Source organism: Acinetobacter sp. A1, from assembly GCF_012371315.1.
Lineage (GTDB): Bacteria > Pseudomonadota > Gammaproteobacteria > Pseudomonadales > Moraxellaceae > Acinetobacter.
Window position 1 is genome coordinate 1 of the sequence record NZ_JAAZQY010000043.1, and the last position, 17863, is coordinate 17863.

Annotated in this window: 23 protein-coding genes; 16 read left to right on the top strand and 7 right to left on the bottom strand. The window is 42.2% G+C overall.

The window, feature by feature from the left end:
• Positions 1–149: 149 nt before the first annotated feature.
• The gene (orn, locus tag HHA41_RS11710) at positions 150–707 is read right to left on the bottom strand and encodes an oligoribonuclease (RefSeq protein WP_004976254.1); all 558 of its coding nucleotides are present in this window, start codon (positions 705–707) and stop codon (positions 150–152) included.
• Positions 708–829: 122 nt separating this feature from the next.
• On the opposite strand from orn, the gene rsgA reads away from it, so the two are divergent.
• The 4 genes from rsgA (at position 830) to secB (ending at position 3173) form a co-directional block, all read left to right on the top strand.
• Positions 830–1888 (top strand): small ribosomal subunit biogenesis GTPase RsgA, encoded by a 1059-nt coding sequence (rsgA, locus tag HHA41_RS11715; protein WP_168418424.1) that lies wholly within the window; start codon positions 830–832, stop codon positions 1886–1888.
• A 94-nt stretch (positions 1889–1982) separates the two neighbouring features.
• On the top strand, positions 1983–2390 hold the full coding sequence (locus HHA41_RS11720) for a rhodanese-like domain-containing protein (protein ID WP_168418423.1): 408 nt from the start codon (positions 1983–1985) through the stop codon (positions 2388–2390).
• 30 nt (positions 2391–2420) lie between these two features.
• A complete protein-coding gene (gene grxC / locus HHA41_RS11725; protein WP_162164696.1) occupies positions 2421–2678 on the top strand; it encodes a glutaredoxin 3 in 258 nt (85 codons plus the stop codon).
• Between the two features lie 36 nt (positions 2679–2714).
• On the top strand, positions 2715–3173 hold the full coding sequence (gene secB / locus HHA41_RS11730; protein WP_070153851.1) for a protein-export chaperone SecB: 459 nt from the start codon (positions 2715–2717) through the stop codon (positions 3171–3173).
• An 80-nt stretch (positions 3174–3253) separates the two neighbouring features.
• Here the strand turns inward: secB and coaBC are convergent, their stop codons facing one another.
• A complete protein-coding gene (coaBC, locus tag HHA41_RS11735; RefSeq protein WP_168461830.1) occupies positions 3254–4528 on the bottom strand; it encodes a bifunctional phosphopantothenoylcysteine decarboxylase/phosphopantothenate--cysteine ligase CoaBC in 1275 nt (424 codons plus the stop codon).
• A gap of 113 nt (positions 4529–4641) precedes the next feature.
• Here coaBC and radC point away from each other — a divergent pair, with 113 nt between their 5' ends.
• Together radC and HHA41_RS11745 are read left to right on the top strand one after the other, a co-directional pair.
• Positions 4642–5340 carry a DNA repair protein RadC gene (gene radC / locus HHA41_RS11740; RefSeq protein WP_168461832.1) on the top strand — a complete coding sequence of 233 codons (699 nt, stop codon included), beginning with the start codon at positions 4642–4644 and terminating at the stop codon, positions 5338–5340.
• Between the two features lie 68 nt (positions 5341–5408).
• A complete protein-coding gene (locus HHA41_RS11745) occupies positions 5409–6317 on the top strand; it encodes a bestrophin family protein (RefSeq protein ID WP_168418420.1) in 909 nt (302 codons plus the stop codon).
• Positions 6318–6398: 81 nt separating this feature from the next.
• Here the strand turns inward: HHA41_RS11745 and HHA41_RS11750 are convergent, their stop codons facing one another.
• Positions 6399–7250 carry a PHP domain-containing protein gene (locus HHA41_RS11750; protein WP_168461833.1) on the bottom strand — a complete coding sequence of 284 codons (852 nt, stop codon included), beginning with the start codon at positions 7248–7250 and terminating at the stop codon, positions 6399–6401.
• Between the two features lie 45 nt (positions 7251–7295).
• Here HHA41_RS11750 and HHA41_RS11755 point away from each other — a divergent pair, with 45 nt between their 5' ends.
• From HHA41_RS11755 to mnmC, 4 genes are read left to right on the top strand one after another with little or no spacing between them, the layout of a single operon-like run.
• A complete protein-coding gene (locus HHA41_RS11755) occupies positions 7296–7907 on the top strand; it encodes a septation protein IspZ (RefSeq protein WP_168461834.1) in 612 nt (203 codons plus the stop codon).
• A gap of 29 nt (positions 7908–7936) precedes the next feature.
• Positions 7937–8239, top strand: coding sequence for a YciI family protein (locus HHA41_RS11760; protein WP_168461836.1), 303 nt, complete (start codon positions 7937–7939; stop codon positions 8237–8239).
• A gap of 5 nt (positions 8240–8244) precedes the next feature.
• On the top strand, positions 8245–8715 hold the full coding sequence (locus HHA41_RS11765; protein ID WP_168461837.1) for a hypothetical protein: 471 nt from the start codon (positions 8245–8247) through the stop codon (positions 8713–8715).
• A gap of 37 nt (positions 8716–8752) precedes the next feature.
• Positions 8753–10660, top strand: a complete 1908-nt coding sequence (mnmC, locus tag HHA41_RS11770) for an FAD-dependent 5-carboxymethylaminomethyl-2-thiouridine(34) oxidoreductase MnmC (RefSeq protein ID WP_168461838.1) — start codon at positions 8753–8755, stop codon at positions 10658–10660.
• A gap of 82 nt (positions 10661–10742) precedes the next feature.
• On the opposite strand, the gene HHA41_RS11775 is transcribed toward mnmC, so the two are convergent.
• Positions 10743–11057, bottom strand: coding sequence for a rhodanese-like domain-containing protein (locus HHA41_RS11775; RefSeq protein WP_019838034.1), 315 nt, complete (start codon positions 11055–11057; stop codon positions 10743–10745).
• Positions 11058–11148: 91 nt separating this feature from the next.
• Between HHA41_RS11775 and HHA41_RS11780 the strand changes: the two genes are divergently transcribed.
• Positions 11149–11637, top strand: coding sequence for a YajQ family cyclic di-GMP-binding protein (locus tag HHA41_RS11780; protein WP_168418414.1), 489 nt, complete (start codon positions 11149–11151; stop codon positions 11635–11637).
• A 12-nt stretch (positions 11638–11649) separates the two neighbouring features.
• The gene (locus HHA41_RS11785) at positions 11650–12159 is read left to right on the top strand and encodes a DUF4442 domain-containing protein (protein ID WP_136143967.1); all 510 of its coding nucleotides are present in this window, start codon (positions 11650–11652) and stop codon (positions 12157–12159) included.
• Between the two features lie 65 nt (positions 12160–12224).
• Here the strand turns inward: HHA41_RS11785 and HHA41_RS11790 are convergent, their stop codons facing one another.
• From HHA41_RS11790 to HHA41_RS11800, 3 genes are read right to left on the bottom strand one after another with little or no spacing between them, the layout of a single operon-like run.
• Positions 12225–12653, bottom strand: a complete 429-nt coding sequence (locus HHA41_RS11790) for an acyl-CoA thioesterase (RefSeq protein ID WP_136143966.1) — start codon at positions 12651–12653, stop codon at positions 12225–12227.
• A gap of 42 nt (positions 12654–12695) precedes the next feature.
• On the bottom strand, positions 12696–13127 hold the full coding sequence (gene trxC / locus HHA41_RS11795) for a thioredoxin TrxC (RefSeq protein WP_168461839.1): 432 nt from the start codon (positions 13125–13127) through the stop codon (positions 12696–12698).
• A complete protein-coding gene (locus tag HHA41_RS11800) occupies positions 13128–14024 on the bottom strand; it encodes an alpha/beta fold hydrolase (RefSeq protein ID WP_168461840.1) in 897 nt (298 codons plus the stop codon).
• Between the two features lie 115 nt (positions 14025–14139).
• Here HHA41_RS11800 and HHA41_RS11805 point away from each other — a divergent pair, with 115 nt between their 5' ends.
• The 4 genes from HHA41_RS11805 (at position 14140) to HHA41_RS11820 (ending at position 17756) form a co-directional block, all read left to right on the top strand.
• Positions 14140–14475, top strand: a complete 336-nt coding sequence (locus HHA41_RS11805) for a TIGR01244 family sulfur transferase (RefSeq protein ID WP_019838040.1) — start codon at positions 14140–14142, stop codon at positions 14473–14475.
• Positions 14468–14887 (top strand): sulfur transferase domain-containing protein, encoded by a 420-nt coding sequence (locus HHA41_RS11810; RefSeq protein WP_168461841.1) that lies wholly within the window; start codon positions 14468–14470, stop codon positions 14885–14887. Before HHA41_RS11805 ends, HHA41_RS11810 begins: the two co-directional genes overlap by 8 nt.
• A gap of 205 nt (positions 14888–15092) precedes the next feature.
• Entirely contained in the window at positions 15093–16286 is a 1194-nt protein-coding gene (locus HHA41_RS11815; protein WP_168461842.1) for a hypothetical protein, read from the top strand.
• A gap of 87 nt (positions 16287–16373) precedes the next feature.
• Positions 16374–17756, top strand: a complete 1383-nt coding sequence (locus HHA41_RS11820; protein ID WP_168461843.1) for a dihydrolipoyl dehydrogenase — start codon at positions 16374–16376, stop codon at positions 17754–17756.
• The last annotated feature ends 107 nt before the right edge of the window (positions 17757–17863 follow it).

The following is a 17863-nucleotide window of genomic DNA, read 5'->3' on the forward strand; positions in this document are numbered from 1 at the left end:
TACGTTTAACTCGTTGTTCTCGTTTATGTTCCATAAAATAAGTCTCTTAAGGTGTAAACTTATTTCAGGACGGGACACTTGGCAACAAAAAAAGAGGCTATTGCCTCTTTTTTGCAACATCCGCACAGCTTTGCGTGTGTATATAGAGCTTAGTCTTGATTCATAATAAAAAAATATTGGCGGTAATATTTCAGCTCGGCAATCGAATCGCGAATGTCATCCATCGCCAAATGCGAAGCGTTCTTTTTCAAACCGCTCATAATTTCAGGGCGCCAGCGCTTTGCCAGTTCTTTGACTGAAGACACATCCAAATTACGGTAATGAAAATACTGTTCCAATTCAGGCATTAAACGGTGCAAGAAACGGCGGTCTTGGCAAATTGAGTTACCACACATTGGGGATGTTTTTGGATTCACCCATTTCTTTAAAAACTCAATGGTTTGCTGTTCTGCATCCTGCGCAGTGAGTTTGCTGCGGCGCACACGCTCAATTAAACCTGACTGCCCATGCTGACGCGTATTCCACTCATCCATAGCATTTAAAATGCGGTCAGGTTGATGCACTGCAAGCACAGGCCCTTCTGCCAAAATATTCAGATGATCATCGGTCACAATGGTGGCCACTTCAATAATCTGGTCATTGTCGGTATCTAGACCGGTCATTTCCAAATCAATCCAAATCAGGCGAGTATCAGGCGTGCTGCTCATAAATGTGCAATCTTATTCGGCTTAAAAACAACATAGTAGCAAATTTCTTGCTTCTTGGCTGTAACTGTGCCCCCGCTTCATGCTATTTTTGCCATCCTGAGCTCATGGTTTTTAGGATATGAATGGCTTTAATTCGTAAACGTCGATTGACTGAACAGCAGCAACGTCGAATTGAAAAACAACACAAGTCACGTCAGGCAGATATTGACACCTCACATGATTTAGAAGGCTTGGTGGTACAACACTATGGCCGTCAACTGGAAGTGCAAGCATTATCTGTCCCTGAAATTCATCCTGAAAAGCCTATAGTCCAAGCAGGCGAACCAGAGCCTTTTTGGAAACCCATTGAAATTGGCAGTGTTTGGCGCTGTCACACCCGTACCAATTTAGAATTATTGGTGACGGGAGATCGAGTGAAATGGCAGGCCGACCCAAATACAGGTTTGGGCATTATTAGCGCGATTCATCCACGTCAGTCTTTGCTGACCCGACCAGATCGCTACCATAAGGTCAAACCTGTTGCCGCCAATATCAGCCTGATTGTTATTGTGTTTGCGCCTTTGCCTGAACCTGCACCGGGCTTAATTGACCGCTATTTGGTTGCCTGTGCCGATGCAGACATTCCAGCCCTATTGGTCTTAAACAAATCTGATTTACTGCAAGAAAACGACCCAATTTTAGACTTGCTTAAGGAATATCAGGCCTTGGGCTATGAAGTTATGCAAACCCAGTCCGATGGCAATTTAGACCATTTAGCCGCACGTTTAGCAGGTGAAACTGTAGCCTTTGTGGGGCAATCTGGCGTAGGCAAAAGCTCGCTGATTAATGCCATCGTGCCTGAAGCGGCACAAAAGACCAATATCATTTCGGAAAACTCAGCCCTTGGGCAGCACACCACCACTTCTACCCGCTTAATTGGCTTTGGCGAAGGCGCTGCCTTAATTGACTCACCTGGTATTCGTGAATTTGGTTTGTGGCATTTAAGTGCAGATAAAATTCAGCACGGTTTTCCTGAAATTGAAAATTTGCTGGGACATTGCCAATTTCGTAACTGTACCCATAAACATGAAAAGCAATGTGCGTTGCGACAGGCTGCTGCACAGGGTGAAATTTTGCCACGTCGTTTAGACAGTTATTTAAGACTCTGTGATGAAATTGCCGAAGCGCAACAAAAAAATTAATTTTATTATGGCGCTGCCCTTGAAGCGGTGTTTTTGATCGCCATATTTATACGCTATACTCTTGAACAATTTTGAAATTGTAATTAGGTGACTTGTGGAACGTTGGTTCGAATTTATGGGGAATCATCCCTTCTTATTTGGGACACTGGCCGTATTGGTAGTGTTGTTCTTTGTGTTAGAAGGTCAACGCAATGGTCGTAAAATTTCCCCACAATCTTTGGGTATTTTAGTCAAAGCTAAAAATGCCATGTTGATTGATTTACGTGATGCCAAAGATTTCCGTGAAGGTCATATCAGTGGCAGCCGCAATATTCCCTATAGCCAAATTACCAAGCATGTTGAAGAGCTAAAAACCTCAGATCGTCCATTGGTCTTTATCTGTAACTTAGGTCAAGTTGCAGGCAGTGCTTTACAACAAGTCGCTCATGCAGATGCCTATCGTTTAGATGGCGGCATTAGCAACTGGAAAGCACAAGGTTTACCTTTAGTAAAAAGCAAATAGTTATCCCTCATATTTTTCGCAAGGAGAACGATCATGGCTGAAGTCACTATTTATTCAACGACTGTGTGTCCATACTGCATTCGTGCAAAACAACTCCTTGAGCGTAAAGGCGTTGCCTATAAAGAAATTAATTTGTCAAACGAAGCGCCTGAAGTACGTGTTGAATTAATGCAACGTACCAATCATCGTACCGTTCCACAAATTTTCATCAATGACCAGTTTATTGGCGGCTTTGACCAATTATATGCGTTAGATCGCGAAGGCAAACTCGATCAATTATTGGCATAAACATAACACTATATAACCAACTCGTAAGGATTTAACATGAGTGAAGAACAACAAGCTCAACCACAATTGGCATTAGAGCGCATTTATACCAAAGACATTTCTTTTGAAGTTCCTGGGGCACAAGTATTTACCAAAGAATGGCAGCCTGAACTTAACATTAACCTGTCATCTTCTGCAGAAAAAATAGACCCAACCCACTTTGAAGTGGCATTAAAAGTTGTGGTTCAAGCCAACAACGGTGGCGATACTGCATTTATTGTTGATGTTACCCAAGCTGGTATTTTCCTAGTTGATGGCGTTGAAGAAGAGCGTTTACCGTATATTCTGGGCGCATACTGCCCGAACATTTTGTTCCCATTCTTACGTGAATCTGTAAATGATATGGTAACCAAAGGCAGCTTCCCGCAATTATTGCTCACCCCAATCAACTTCGATGCCGAGTTTGAAGCCAATATGCAACGTGCGCAAGCTGCTGCAGCAGAAGGCCAAGCTTAATTTACGCTGTATTTAAGCTAAAAACCGCTGAAATTTCAGCGGTTTTTTTATGTCATTAACTTATGGATATACGATAAAGGTTAAAACTCATCATCCTGTGATGGATCACGATATAAAGCATCATGTATCGCCTCAACCAATTGCTGTGCAATTTCTTGCTTCGAGGCTTTTTCCAAATCACGTTTTTCCATGTGGTAGCTTTCAGCAAAAAATACGGTCATGGCATTTTCATCTGAAGCAAAGCCAATATCGGCACGGGAAACATCATTGCAGGCAATCATATCTAGCTTTTTCGCCACCAATTTACCCGCTGCATATTCTTCTACATTGCGAGTTTCTGCCGCAAAACCCACCATAAATGGACGTTTTTCCTGCTGAGCAATAGTCGCAACAATATCTGGGTTTTTCACCAAGGCCACATTCAGCTCATCGCCTGACTTTTTAATTTTGTGTTCTGCAATTTCTGCCACACGATAATCGGCCACCGCAGCTGTAGCAATGAAAATATCACAGCCCTTATCTAGCATTTGCAAACTGGTATCTAGCATTTGAATAGCTGAAGATACATTGATCCGCTGTACGCCATTCGGTGTATCTAAACTCACTGGGCCAGCAATGAGCGTAACTTTTGCTCCTGCCGCATAACAAGCTGCAGCCAGTGAGAAGCCCATTTTGCCGGTACTGTGGTTAGAAATATAACGTACAGGGTCTAAGGCTTCACGGGTTGGCCCTGCCGTAATGGTGACGTTTTTACCTGCTAACATGCCAAACTTTTCCACCAAGGCACGCTGTGCCTGATGAAAATACTGAGTGACCTGATGGGCTAAATCTTCAGGTTCAGGCATACGCCCTAAACCGACATCGCCACAGGCTTGTTCGCCGGCATCAGGCATAATCACATGCACGCCATCTTCCACCAAAGTGGTTAAATTACGCTGTGTGGCTTTGGCCGCCCACATTTGCTGATTCATGGCAGGTGCTACCCAAACAGGTGCATTGGTGGCTAAATATAAAGTGCTGAGTAAATCATCGGCCAGACCTGCAGCAAACTTGGCTAAGGTGTCACAGCTGGCTGGTGCAACCAATACTAAGTCCGCCCAACGTGCCAGTTCAATGTGCCCCATGCCTGCTTCGGCTTCGGTATCTAACAATTCAGTATGTACAGGATTGCCCGACAGTGCCTGAAAAGTCAGTGGTGTGATAAAGGCTTGTGCACCCTTAGTCATGACCACACGAACACTAAAACCAGCATCTTTTAAACGACGCACTAAAATCGCACTTTTATAGGCCGCAATACCGCCTGTCACAGCTAAAATAATGTTTTTATGAGGGATGACGCTTAAATCGAAGCTCACAAACAAGCCACCTTTTTGTTGCAGTGGCGCTCACAATAGCATTAAATAATGTCATTCCCAAGAGATCTGCTTGGATTAAATTTTCAAATTTAGAATAAAAAAGTCAAATAACAATGCATTTATCTATTAAACATTGGCCTGAACAAGAGCGGCCACGTGAACGTCTCATTCAGCAAGGCGCTGCCAGTTTATCTGATGCCGAACTATTGGCCATTTTCCTACGCTCAGGCTCACAGCAACATTCTGCGGTGGAGTTAGCACGACTGCTGATTCAACATTTTGGCAACTTAACCGCCTTATTAGATGCCCCAATCACAGAGCTGTGCCAGTTTCATGGCATGGGCAGCAGCAAATATTCACAGCTCATGGCAGTTAAAGAGCTTGGACGGCGCTATGTGGCCGAACATTTAAAACAAGAGACCATAGAGCTGAGCAATTCTAAACGCCTCATGGAATATTTACGTTTTGAACTTTTAGGTGAAACACGTGAGGTCTTTGCAGTACTTTGCCTAGATGCCTGTTTAAGAAAAATTAGCTTTAAAAAACTGTTCTATGGCGCGCTAAATTCTTGTGAAATTTCCATTAATCAATTGTTGCGTTTTGCGATTAGCCAACACGCAACGGCAATTGTGATTGCACATAATCATCCTTTTGGGCTCCCCCAACCTTCAGCTGCAGATTTAGCATTAACACGACAGATACAACAGGCCTGTCAGTTGCTAGAACTACGTTTGATTGATCATTGCATCATTTCGAGTGAGGGCAATTTTTCCTTTGCCGAGCAACAATTGCTGAAATTTGAGCACACTTAAAATTTGTATATTGACAAAGCCTGCACAAGCACAGAAGATCATCAAAAAATTGTGATGATTCTAATAAAATGATAGTCGATCAACCCAGTGTATTTAACTTATTATTTTCGTGGCGGGGCACGATTTTACCCAAGGTCTTGCCACCTTTAGGGGTGGTGATGTTACTCTCCACCATTATTGGTGGTTTGTCCTATATTGGTTACTTTCATTTTCCTGAATTGCCCTTAGTCGGCTTTACCTTAATTGGTGTCGTCCTATCGATCTTTCTTGGCTTTAAAAACAGTGCCTGTTATGACCGCTGGTGGGAAGCACGTAAACTCTGGGGCATGCTGATTGCCAATGCACGTCATTTTGACCGTGACTGCCGTATGCTGACTCAGGCACGCCGTGAGCGTGTGATTCAGCATGTCATTGTATTTGCCAACGTACTACGTGACCGACTGCGTCATCAAACCGCCAATCCTACCGAATTAATACAAACCAGTGGTATGAGCCAGCAAGCGATTACCCAACTGTATCAACAGGCCAACGCACCACAATACACCCTAAGTCTGATTCAATGGGAGTTGATGCAAGCCCTAAAAGAAGGTGAAATTTCCGATATTATTTACACCCAAATGAATCAGCACGTGACCGAACTCAGTTTGGTGCAAACGGGCTGTGACCGTATTGCCACCACACCACTGCCATTTGCTTACTCCGTATTGCTGAATCGTACTGTGTACTTTTTCTGTTTTATGCTGCCGTTTAGTTTGGGGTCTACGCTCGGATTGGCGACCCCACTTTTGGTCGGTATTTTAGCCTATACCTTTTTAGGCTTAGATGCGCTCAGTTCTGAAATTGAAGAACCTTTTGGTACGCAAAGTAACGACTTACCATTAGATGCCATGGTGCGTACCATTGAAATTGAATTATTGGGTACTTTGGGCAAACCAACCCCACCGCCTATTCAAGCTCAAGACAATAATTTGCTTTAATTTATTACCCCTCCCTAGCCCTCTTCTATACGGGGAAGGAACTCCTTCTTCATCTGGGAGAAGGTTGGGATGAGGGAGTTATTAAACAAAACTCTCCCAAATCCCGACTTGCCCCTCTTTCACTCGTGGAATATTACCCAGTTTAATCCATGGCATATTTCCACCATGAAAATCGCTACCAACGGATACTTTTAGGCCATGTTCAGCAATCATACGATCCACCATTTGACGGGTCGAAGTAGGGTCAATATTGGGTGGTAACTCCACAGCATCTCCCCCATATTTGGCAAAAATTTCAATCAAATAACGAATATTGGTGGCAGATAAATCATAACGAGTGGGATGCGCCAACACAGCAAAGCCCTGACTTTCGTGAATTACCCGAATGGTGTCTTGTAGACTCAAGCCATCAAATTTCACATAGGCTTTTTTGCCTTCTTTAATATATTTATCAAATGCTTGCTGAACACGTGTCACAATACCTTTTTCCTGCAAGGTTTTGGCAATGTGTGTGCGAGTAATCCGATCTGCCACACCCTCAACTTTGGCCAGTACATCGTTATAAATATCTTGCCCAATCAGCGGAGTCAGCAAATCACAAATTTGCTTGGCACGTTCTGCACGAATTTGTTTTTGCTGTTCAAGCACCGCCTGCAACGGCGCAGGATTTTGCATATTCAAGGCCACCACATGCACGCTGTAACTTTTTTTGGTGGCAGGCCGTGACCACTGACTAGAAATTTCCACGCCAGAAATAATCTCTAAAGCCTGTCCCTGTGCAGCTTGTCGTGCCAATAGCACGCCATCCATCGTGTCATGATCAGTCAATGCCAAGGTGTGAATGCCCTGTTGAATGGCTGCAGCCACCAGTTCTGCGGGTGACAAAGTTCCATCAGAAATATTACTGTGTGTATGTAAATCTACGCCGTGCATCACTTATACTATGTCATTTATTTGATCAGATTTAGATACTCTAACATGAAAGCACTTTTAGACTTTGTGCCCCTCATTATTTTCTTTTATTTATACAAAACTGTAGATCCAAAAGACACCGACCATCAATTATTACAACTCATCGGCTCTGCAGGCGGTGTCGATAATAATCATATTCTTGTGGCAACCACAGGTCTAATCATGTCCATGTTGGTGGTGTATGGCGCATTATTCGTCATGCAAAAATTCCGTCTAGATAAACAACAATGGATTGTGCTGTTTATGACCGTTATTTTTGGTGGTGTCACCTTAATGCTAAGCGATGACTTTTATATCCGCCTCAAAGCCGCCATTTTAAATATTGTCTTTGCAGGTGCTTTTTTACTGTCGCCGTGGTTCAGCAAAGACCGTAAACCCCTTATTCAACGTTTATTTGGCCCCGTATTCAACTTAAGCGAAACAGGCTGGAAAAACCTAAATTATGCATGGGCTGCGATGTTTGCCGTGATGTCCTTCCTGCATGTGTTTTTTGCATTTTTATTTATGGATGGAAAATATTGGGGAGAATTCACCGCTTTTGGTGACATGATCGTAATGTTTTCCTTTATCATTGTGCAGTTTATTGTATTGCGCAAATACTTTAAAACATCTGAATAATTTCTGATCTGCAATATTTGAGAGTAGCTATGCCTTTATTTGTTCTAAGTTGTACTGACCGTGAAGGTACACTGGAAAAACGTCTTGCGACACGTCCTTTACATTTGGCACGTTTGCAACAGCTAGATGCAGAAGGTCGTTTGATTGTGGCGGGTGCTATGCCTAAAGACCCAAGTAATCCGCAAGCAGGTTTTTATGGCAGCACCATGATTGTCGACTTTGATAGCCGTAAAGCCTTAGACGTATGGTTACAAGATGAACCATTCTTAAAAGAAGGCGTGTACAGTCATATTGACGTCAAGTCATTCAACAAAGCGTTTCCTCAAGGATAAGCAATATGCGTTTCGTTGTTGCCAGTGCTGTTCTACTGAGTTCAGCCGCCTTTGCTGTTGAACCAACGCCAACGCCAAACACAGCTGCTACAGTTGCGCCTACAGCGGCTGTGAGTAATGCGGCTGCAGCTTCAGCAACCACAGCAAGCAATCCCGCAGTGCCTGCTGCTCAAAATAAACCACTGACTGCCGAACAAATTGCTAAAAATAAAGCCATTCAGGAAGCCAAAACCAAAGCCTTGATTAAAGATCAAAGCACGCGTTTGCAACAACTCGAACAGGCCAACCTAGATGCCTTAGCACAAAATCAGGAACTGCAACTTAAAAATGATAATTTAGGCGTGCAAGTCCAAGTGCTGCAAAGTGAACGCAGTGCACAAATGTTTTTATATGGTGCAGCGACACTGGCAGTGGGCGTATTACTCGGCTTTTTAATTGCCAGTTATGTTTATACCAAGCGTCGTCGTCAATGGTAATCTGACCGCGTACCATTCCATTTAAAGGACTTTTGTTTTGTTTCAGCCTATTCAAACTGCCGAGCTGGATTGGCAACTGGTCGATGGCATTGATGTGCCCATTTCCAAACAGTTTGGTGATGTGTATTTCTCCAAAGACAATGGCTTGCTCGAAACGCGGCATGTGTTTTTACAGGGCAATGACTTACCCACCCGCTTGGCAGAGCTCAACAATTTTGAGTATTTTTGTGTAGGTGAAACAGGCTTCGGAACAGGTTTAAATATTTTAGCGCTGTGGCAATTGTGGCAACAGGTACGTCCTAACAATCACAGTCACTTACATGCCATTTCTGTAGAAAAATTTCCACTCCGCAAAGCCGATCTAATTCGTGCCTTAGCCGCTTGGCCAGAACTGAGTCATCTGTCTGAACAGCTGATTCAGCAATACCCTGCAGCCATAGCAGGCTGTCATCGTTTAAATTTTCCAGATGAACGCTTTAGCCTCGATTTATGGCTAGGCGATGCACAGGAAGTGTTCCCTGCAATTGCCAAAACTACACCTGTAAACGCTTGGTTTTTAGATGGCTTTGCCCCCTCTTGCAACCCAGATATGTGGCAAGAAACGGTACTGAACCCAATTGTAGCCTTATCAGACTATGGCACGACCTTTGCCTCATTCAGTGTGGCAGGCGTACTCAAACGTGGCTTAAAACAACACGGTATTCAGATTACCCGCCCACGTGGTTTTGGGCATAAACGGGAAATGCTGAAAGCCGTTTGGAAAGCGCCTGACATGCCGCAAACATCAGATCAGACTGAAATGGCACAAATTGCGGCAACAAACCGCAATGCAGCCACCAAACAGCGCCATATTGCGATTGTAGGCGCAGGAATTGCAGGTTTAAGCTGTGCTTGGGCATTTGCACAACGTGGGCATCAAGTCACGCTCTACGATCAAACAGCGCCACTTGCAGGTGGTTCAGGCAATCCCTTGGCATTGTTAAACCCAAAACTTTGTCCAGTTCATCAAACTGCCGATCACTTAATGACGCTGGCATGGCAATATGCCTTGAATCACTATGCCGTATTCAAGGCATTTCGTCCGTTGCAGATTCATCAATTGGCGCTTAAACATGCCGATGAATTACTAGATTTAGCCACACAATATCCACCAGATATTTTAACAGCACACACCGCAGCTGAACTCATACCACAAAGTGACTTTGCCAGTTTGAACTTATTGCAAGCAGGCGCAGTTTCTCCACATCAACTGCGAGATGAAATTCTTGCACACCCACTCATTCAGTTTCAGCAAGCCAAAATTGAAAAAATTACAGCTGCAGCGCAACAGCAGATTTTACACAGTACAGATGCTGAACTCGGACGTTTTGATCATGTTATTGTCTGCGCTGCCCTACAAAGCGGTGCTTTTTTTGAAAACTATCCTGTACTTAAACCCATTCGTGGGCAAGTCAGCTGGTTAAATAATGCCAATCAAGCTTTGCCATTATCACAAGCCTATAGCTATGGCGGTTATTGCATGCAGCTCAATGCTAAGCAGCTCATATTAGGTGCATCGTTTTATCCAAATCGGGAAGATTGCGATGTATTGGCAGAAGACCATGTGCATAACTATGAACTTATCCACAGTGTATTTCCTGTCTATGCCAAAAATTTAGCCCCTGTAGACACTTGGCAAGGACGTGCTTCTATACGTGCCCAAAGTCAGGACTATTTCCCTTTACTGGGTAAAATGCATGATGATCAGGAAATTTATAGCTTTGCAGGACTGGGTTCTAAAGGCTTTTTATTTGCCCCATTGTGCAGTGAAATACTGGCAGCACAGGTTTTAGCAGAAGCCTGCCCTGTACCAAAAAACTTACTGCAAAAACTGGCCGTAACACGCTTTCAAAAAAAAGTGAAAGCCAAAAAACCATATTTTAAAAATATTCCCCCCTTAGCCTAGCCCTTAGCTGTAGATAAAAAGGGATAAAACAACACCTAACAAAAAAGCGCCTTTCGGCGCTTCTTTTTTGCAGTTGCAAATATTATGCACCCTGCTCCAGTGCTAAGCCAGCATCACGTGCTGCACGCGTACCACCCATTAACACCACATATTCACGTGAGTTATCAAAACCCTCAAGTAACTCTGCTGCACGTGGGGCTTTACTACCACCACCACATAAAATGTAAATCGGTTGATCCGCTGACACCTGAGTGAGGCTCTCTGCCGAAAGATCGCTAATAGGCTGATTTACTGCCCCTTTCACGTGTGCTTCAGCATAAGCACTTGAATCGCGTACATCCCAGATCACTGCATTTTCTGGGAACTCAAATGTTGTAATTTCTTGTTTACGGATCATTGCGCACTCCTTTGATGTAAACAACACTTGGCAAATGAAGAAAACATCCCTAGCATCTCAGATATTGTTTCCATTTGCAAAGGTCTTCATTATGCCTTCTTTCGATATTGTTTCTGAATTAGAACTTTTTGAAGTGAATCATGCGGTTCAAAACACACAAAAAGAAATTGGTACTCGTTTCGATTTTCGTGGTCAAGATGTGTCTATCGAACTCAATGAAAAAAACAAAGAGATTAAAATCTCCACTGAAAGTGATTTCCAATGTGAGCAAGTGTATACCATGCTTGAAAATCACTTCTATAAGCGTAAAGTCGACATTCAGGCACTTGATCCACAAAAAATGACGGCATCAGGTAAAAATGTGATTCAAGTGATCAAACTAAAAGATGGTCTTGACTCAGATACCGCAAAAAAAATTAACAAAGCCATTAAAGACAGTGGCATTAAAGTGCAATCTTCTATTCAGGGTGACAAAATTCGTGTAACCGACAAGAAGCGCGACACTTTGCAACAAGTGATGGCGTTCTTGAAAGAGCAACAATTTGGTCTGCCACTGCAATTCAATAACTTTAAAGATTAATTTGGGGATGTCATGACACCAACCAATCGCTTAAACAAACTGGTCAAAGCAACATCAAAATTGCCTAAAGGCATTCAAAGCCGCCTTTTAAGTCAAGCTTTTGGTCGTGTCGTGCCTATGGTGGGTAGTGCAAAAATTCGCTATCACGAAGTGACTCCATCTCAAGTGGTGGTCAGCATTGCCAATCACAAAGCCATGCAAAACCATATTGGGCAAGTACATGCCTGTGCAATGGCGCTGCTTGCCGAAACTGCCACTGGTTTTGTAACGGCTATGAATGTGCCAGATAGCGCAATTGTGCTGATTAAAAGCCTGAAAGTGGACTTTAAACGCCCAACTCAAGGTGCTATGACCGCCATTGCGACCTTAAGCCCCGAACAGCAACAACTCATGCACAGCACCGACAAAGGCGAAACACTGGTCAATGTCAGTGTCATGGATGAATCTGGTGAAGCTCCGATTCAGTGTGAAATGCTGTGGGCTTGGGTGTCTAAAGCACATTTAAAGCAGAAACAAGCCTAAGATTATTCTCTAAAGCAAAAAATCCCAGATCACAGATCTGGGATTTTTTAGTCATCTAAAAACAACTACGCTTGGCTCGCCTGCGCCTCTAAAAACTTCTGTTTGGATTCTTCAGGAATCTGACGTTTTGAACCTTTGACATCTACCGCAACAAAGGTAAACACTCCTTCGGTAACACGTACTGCTTCACGTGAATCATCATGGCTGTCCCACACTTCAATTTGCATTTGAATTGAGGTATTGCCCACTTTCAAAATTTTGGTATAGCAACTGATCACATCGCCCACTTTCACAGGCACTAAAAAAGTCATCTGATTAATTGAAATCGTGGCACAGCGCCCTTTACTAAAGCGCTCGGCATGAATTGCACCCGCCAAGTCCATCTGTGACACGATCCAGCCTCCAAAGACATCTCCACTCCAGTTGGTATCTGCTGGCATGGCAATTGTTTGTAGGGAAAGCACTCCCTCTGGTTTTGCATGAGAATCTGACACGTTCACTCCGGACATTTGCATTAAGTTAGCACGAACAGTGCATTAAGACTGGGCGTTAAGCTGCTGATCCAACCACTGTTGTAATTCAGTCGCACGTAGCGCACCGCTTATTCTAGCAATTTCATTACTTTTATTCATCAGTACCAGTGTTGGAATACTGCGCACATGAAACGCACTGCTCAAGCGTGGATTGGCTTCCGTATCAATTTTTGCAAACACCACCTGCGGATTTTGCTTAGCCACCGTTGCAAAATGTGGTGCCATCATCTTGCATGGACCACACCAATCTGCCCAAAGATCAATCAGAATAGGTAAATCACTGTTTTGAATAAAATGACTAAAATTTTGTTCATTCAGCTCAATTGGTGCAAGCGGAATTAAGGCTTGATGGCACTGTCCACACGCAGGGCTGGCAGATAATTTATCTTCAGGTACTCGGTTTTTTGCACCACACTCAGGACACACAATAATCATTTACTGAACTCCAAACAGTTGCTGTAAAAACTCTAATTGGGTCTGAATGGTTTTTTTAAACCATTCACCATGATAAATATCGAAATGTTGCATATCCCACTCTTCATATTGCACATAAGGCGCAATATTGGTGGCTGTTTCACGACTAGATTCAATTGGAATCAAACTGTCGTGCTGTGAGGCAATAAACAACACCGGGATGTTGATTTGGCGGACTTCCTGAATGGGACGATAACGGATTAAATGAAAAAACACCCGCGCAGGAATGGTACCGCTCCAATAATAATCAGAATTTACAATGGACATATAACCTGCATAACTGTCTGCTGTAGGTAAAAAGCACAGCGCCTTTTGCGCCACCACAGGCAGTGTTTTTGGCGACATACCCACCTTTGCACCCATATAATCCTGACTGGAGATTTTTAAGGCTTTAGGAAGTTGCTGCAAAGGATACAACTTGGCACTTTCCGCACCATCGACAAAAGGCACTTGTACCATCACCGCAGCCAAATTGTGTAATCGTGAAGCCAAACTGAGTACATATCCACCGCTCAGCGATGTTCCCCATAAAATCATGCGCTTGGCATCTATAGATTTACGTTCTGCGATATGTGAAATCATGCTGCGCCAATCATCTAACTGCGCTTCAATAGACACCAACTCACGTGGACGACCTGTGCTTCCACCCCAATAGCGATAATCAAACAACACCACGGCATAACCTGCCTGTGCAAAATGCTGCGCATATTGCACCAATTTAAAATGACGTAAGGCAGCCAGTCCATGTGCCATTAGAATTACTGCGGGTTTTTCTATAGATTTGGGGCGATAAAAGTCTGCAGCAATCACCTCATGATCGCTTTTGACATATAAAGGCTCGACCGTGTAGGAATGCATACGCGCTCCATTGCGTTATTTTATCGTTATAAATATTTCAGAACATTCAGCTCATGAATCTGCTTAATGCTATCATAAAGCATATTGTCATGAATAAAATGATGGAGTGTTTCCCATGTCTGAACAAGTAGGTTTTGCAGGTCAAATTGGTCCTGAGCATGTAACTCAGGTGCTTGAGAAAGGTTTTAAGTCAATTATTAATAACCGCCCAGATATGGAAGGTGGTCCTGAACAGCCCACCAGTGCACAAATTGAAGAAGCAGCACGTGCTGCAGGTTTGGATTATGTTTATCAGCCTGTAGTATCTGGTCAAATTACCGAGCTAGATGTTCGTGCATTTGCCAATCACTATAATGAATTGCCAAAACCTGTGTTGATGTTCTGCCGTACAGGTAACCGCTCAAATAACTTATTTCAGTTAGCTAAACAAATGGATTTGTTGGATGACTAAACACATCCTCAAACATGTGTTTGGCTGTATTCTGCTCTGCAGCAGTATCTCGTTGAGTTATGCGAACAATACACAGATGCTAACAAATAAAGTTAGCGTTGCAGGTCAGATGAATACTGCTAAGTTTTCACAATTGATGCGGCAGGGTTTTAAATCGGTGATTGTGAACCGCCCTGATCAAGAGATGGGCAATGTGGTCAAGGTCAGCGAATTACGCAATATTGCAGAAAAATCTCAGGTCAGTGTGATTTATCAACCGGTTAGTAGCGGTAAAATTTCTCAAACAGATATTCTTGAATTTGCCAAATATTATAATGAGCTTCCAAAACCCATTCTGATGATTTGTCGTAGTGGTGCTCGTTCCAGTGCTTTATTTCATCAAGCAAAATCTCAAGGTTTGTTGCATGAATAAAATTTTATTGGCAGTAATGTGTATCTTGGTTCTCAATGCGTGTAGTTCGATGCAAGTGCGCCCGACTGTGGGTGTGAGTGTGGGAACCAGTTTATAATTTTTATCTATTGTTCAACCTATGGCGCTATATGCGCCATTTTTAATATATGCTATCTTTGCAAAATTATTTTTTTGTTAATAACAATATAATTCGGGGTATTACACAATGAATTTTTTAAAAGGAACGCTTGCAGTTGCATTAACTGGCTTACTTACTGCTTGTGGCGGCGGTGGTAGTGATGGCTATTATGGTGATACGGGGGCGACAGGTGGGGCTACTCCTCCTCCACAATCAAATACCTCCACTGAACTCGCAGCCAAACAACTTGAAATTTTAAAGCGCGAAGGCCAGTTTCTATTTGGTAATTACGATTCAAATGATTTAGATACAGCTAAAGGCTATATTGATCATTCATTGGATACTTTTGCACATGGACCATTACAGCTTACACTAGATATTAGAAATGTTGATTTGACTAATTTTTCTGCATATTACCGTGATAAATGTTTTGAAAAAAGCACAAGTGATTATCGTGCTTGTTATTCTTTTACAGGTGATCAGATAAAAACCTTATTACCTGCTTATAGTGACTGGGACTTTGAAATTACCAAAGAAGATCTTAAAAATATTCGCTTAGAAGATGACAGTATTACTCCGAACCTAGAAGCATATCAAGCAACAACACGTATTTTTATTTTTGAAAATGAGAACAAAGATAAAAATTTACATCATGTGACAATTACAGGTGCTTTCGCATATCCATTTAAACAAAAATGGGTCGAGCAAATAGACCAAAAACGCTTTGTACTAATTAATGAATCAACTAGTGACTACAAAATTACTGTAACCACTCAAATCATTGATCCAGAAACAAACCAATCTGTTGAAAAAGAAGTTACAACAGGAGCTTTCAGTACATATAAAGATTTAACATCTTTAGATGGTGAACTATTTATGTTTGAAAATGGTTCTGGCTTCAATGTTTTAATTAACGACAATACCAATGTTTCATTTGCTGAACCTATCTCTTTTATTATCAATTCGAAGTCGGGTGATTTAAGTAGCTCATCTAGCTACCGTATTAACAGCTCGGGGGAAAAAGAACTTAAACTTGTTAATATCACTACCATTGATGGTACTCGCGTAGAGAATGAAACACCTAATCGCAACACTCAATCTTTCACTGGCAATATATCACTAACTGGTCAAAATATTTTTACCTTCAAAAATGAAACTAGTGGAACTCTAAGCTTCGAGCACCTGATTAACGGAATCAAACTTAAAGGGACATCAACAAACAATAATGGAACTATCACCACTACATTGACTGAGACTGAACCTACAGGTCTAAAATTTTAATGTAAGAAATTGAAAATACCCTCTTTAAAGAGGGTATTTTTTTAGCATAATAAAAGTATCACTTTTATTTTTCTAAGCAGGTTTATAGTGTACGACCTCATTATTATTGGTGCAGGTACCGCAGGCATTAGCGCCTATAAAGAAGCAATTAAATACACCCAAAACCTACTCATCATCAATCACGGTCCATGGGACACCACCTGTGCCCGTGTTGGTTGTATGCCTAGCAAAGTCCTCATCTCTAGTGCCAATCGCATGCACGACATTCAACATGCACAAGAAGTTGCACTCACGGTAGATGCAAAAATTGATACATCCCAAATCATGACGCACGTACGTCAATTACGTGATCGTTTTACCCGTGCCACACAAAAAGATGTAGATCACTGGGAGGCATCTCATAAAATTTCAGGCTTTGCGACATTCGTAGATGCCCATAGCATTCAAGTCAATGGACAACGATATCAAGCAAAATCCTTTATTATAGCTGTGGGTTCTACCCCTGCGTATGACCAATCATGGAAACAAGCTTTGGGGGAGCGCTTAATCACATCAGACCAAATTTTTGAATTGGAATCATTACCTCAGACTTTGGCAGTTATTGGTAGCGGTGTGATTGCAATTGAATTAGCTCAGGCCATGCAGCGCTTAGGAGTAAATACCACTATTTTTGCACGTAGTCGCAAAGTAGGGTCTCTCAGTAGTCCTGAACTACAAAAAATTGCCCAAGACACACTCAGCAAAGAACTAAACATCAAATTTGAAACCCTCCCAACCCAACTAAAAAAAACAGCGCAAGGTGTGCAACTTGAGTATCAAGAAGATGGACAAATGCAAAACTTAACTGCAGATTACGTTCTGGTTGCTACAGGTAGACGTAGCTATTTAGATCAACTTCAACTCGAAAATATAGATCAAAGCTTTAATAACTCAAAACACCTCCCAATTGATGCCTACACCAAACAACTTGGGCAACATGCTATTTTTGTAGTCGGTGATGCCCATACAAATACACCAATTCAGCACGAAGCAGCACATGAAGGGCGTGCAGCCGTGCATAATTGTTTAAGCTTTCCAAACATTGAAAATATTAAAACATTAACACCCATGGGTATTGTGTTTAGCTCACCTGAAATGGCATCTGTAGGACAAAACTATAAACAACTGAAAGATCAAAATATTGCATTTACAACAGGCTTTGTTTCTTATGAAAAACAAGGTCGTGCTTTAGTTTTAGGTAAAAATAAAGGTGGTATTGAAGTCTATATTGATTCAAGTAACCATAAACTCTTAGGTGCAGAACTGTTTGTCGGAGCAGCAGAACACATGGCTCATTTACTTGCATGGATGATTGATGAGGAACTTTCACTTGAAGATATTTTAGATAAGCCGTTCTACCATCCAACCCTGGAGGAAGGGCTAAGAACTGCATTTAAACATGCACGCAGACAACTACGAAAAGCCAATTAAAGTTCTCAAATAAAATCGAATATTTACCTTTAAAACCATCCATTGATGGTTTTATTTTTTGGTGTTCTTTATTTTTATTCTTTTTAATTTTAATTCAGGCATAAAAA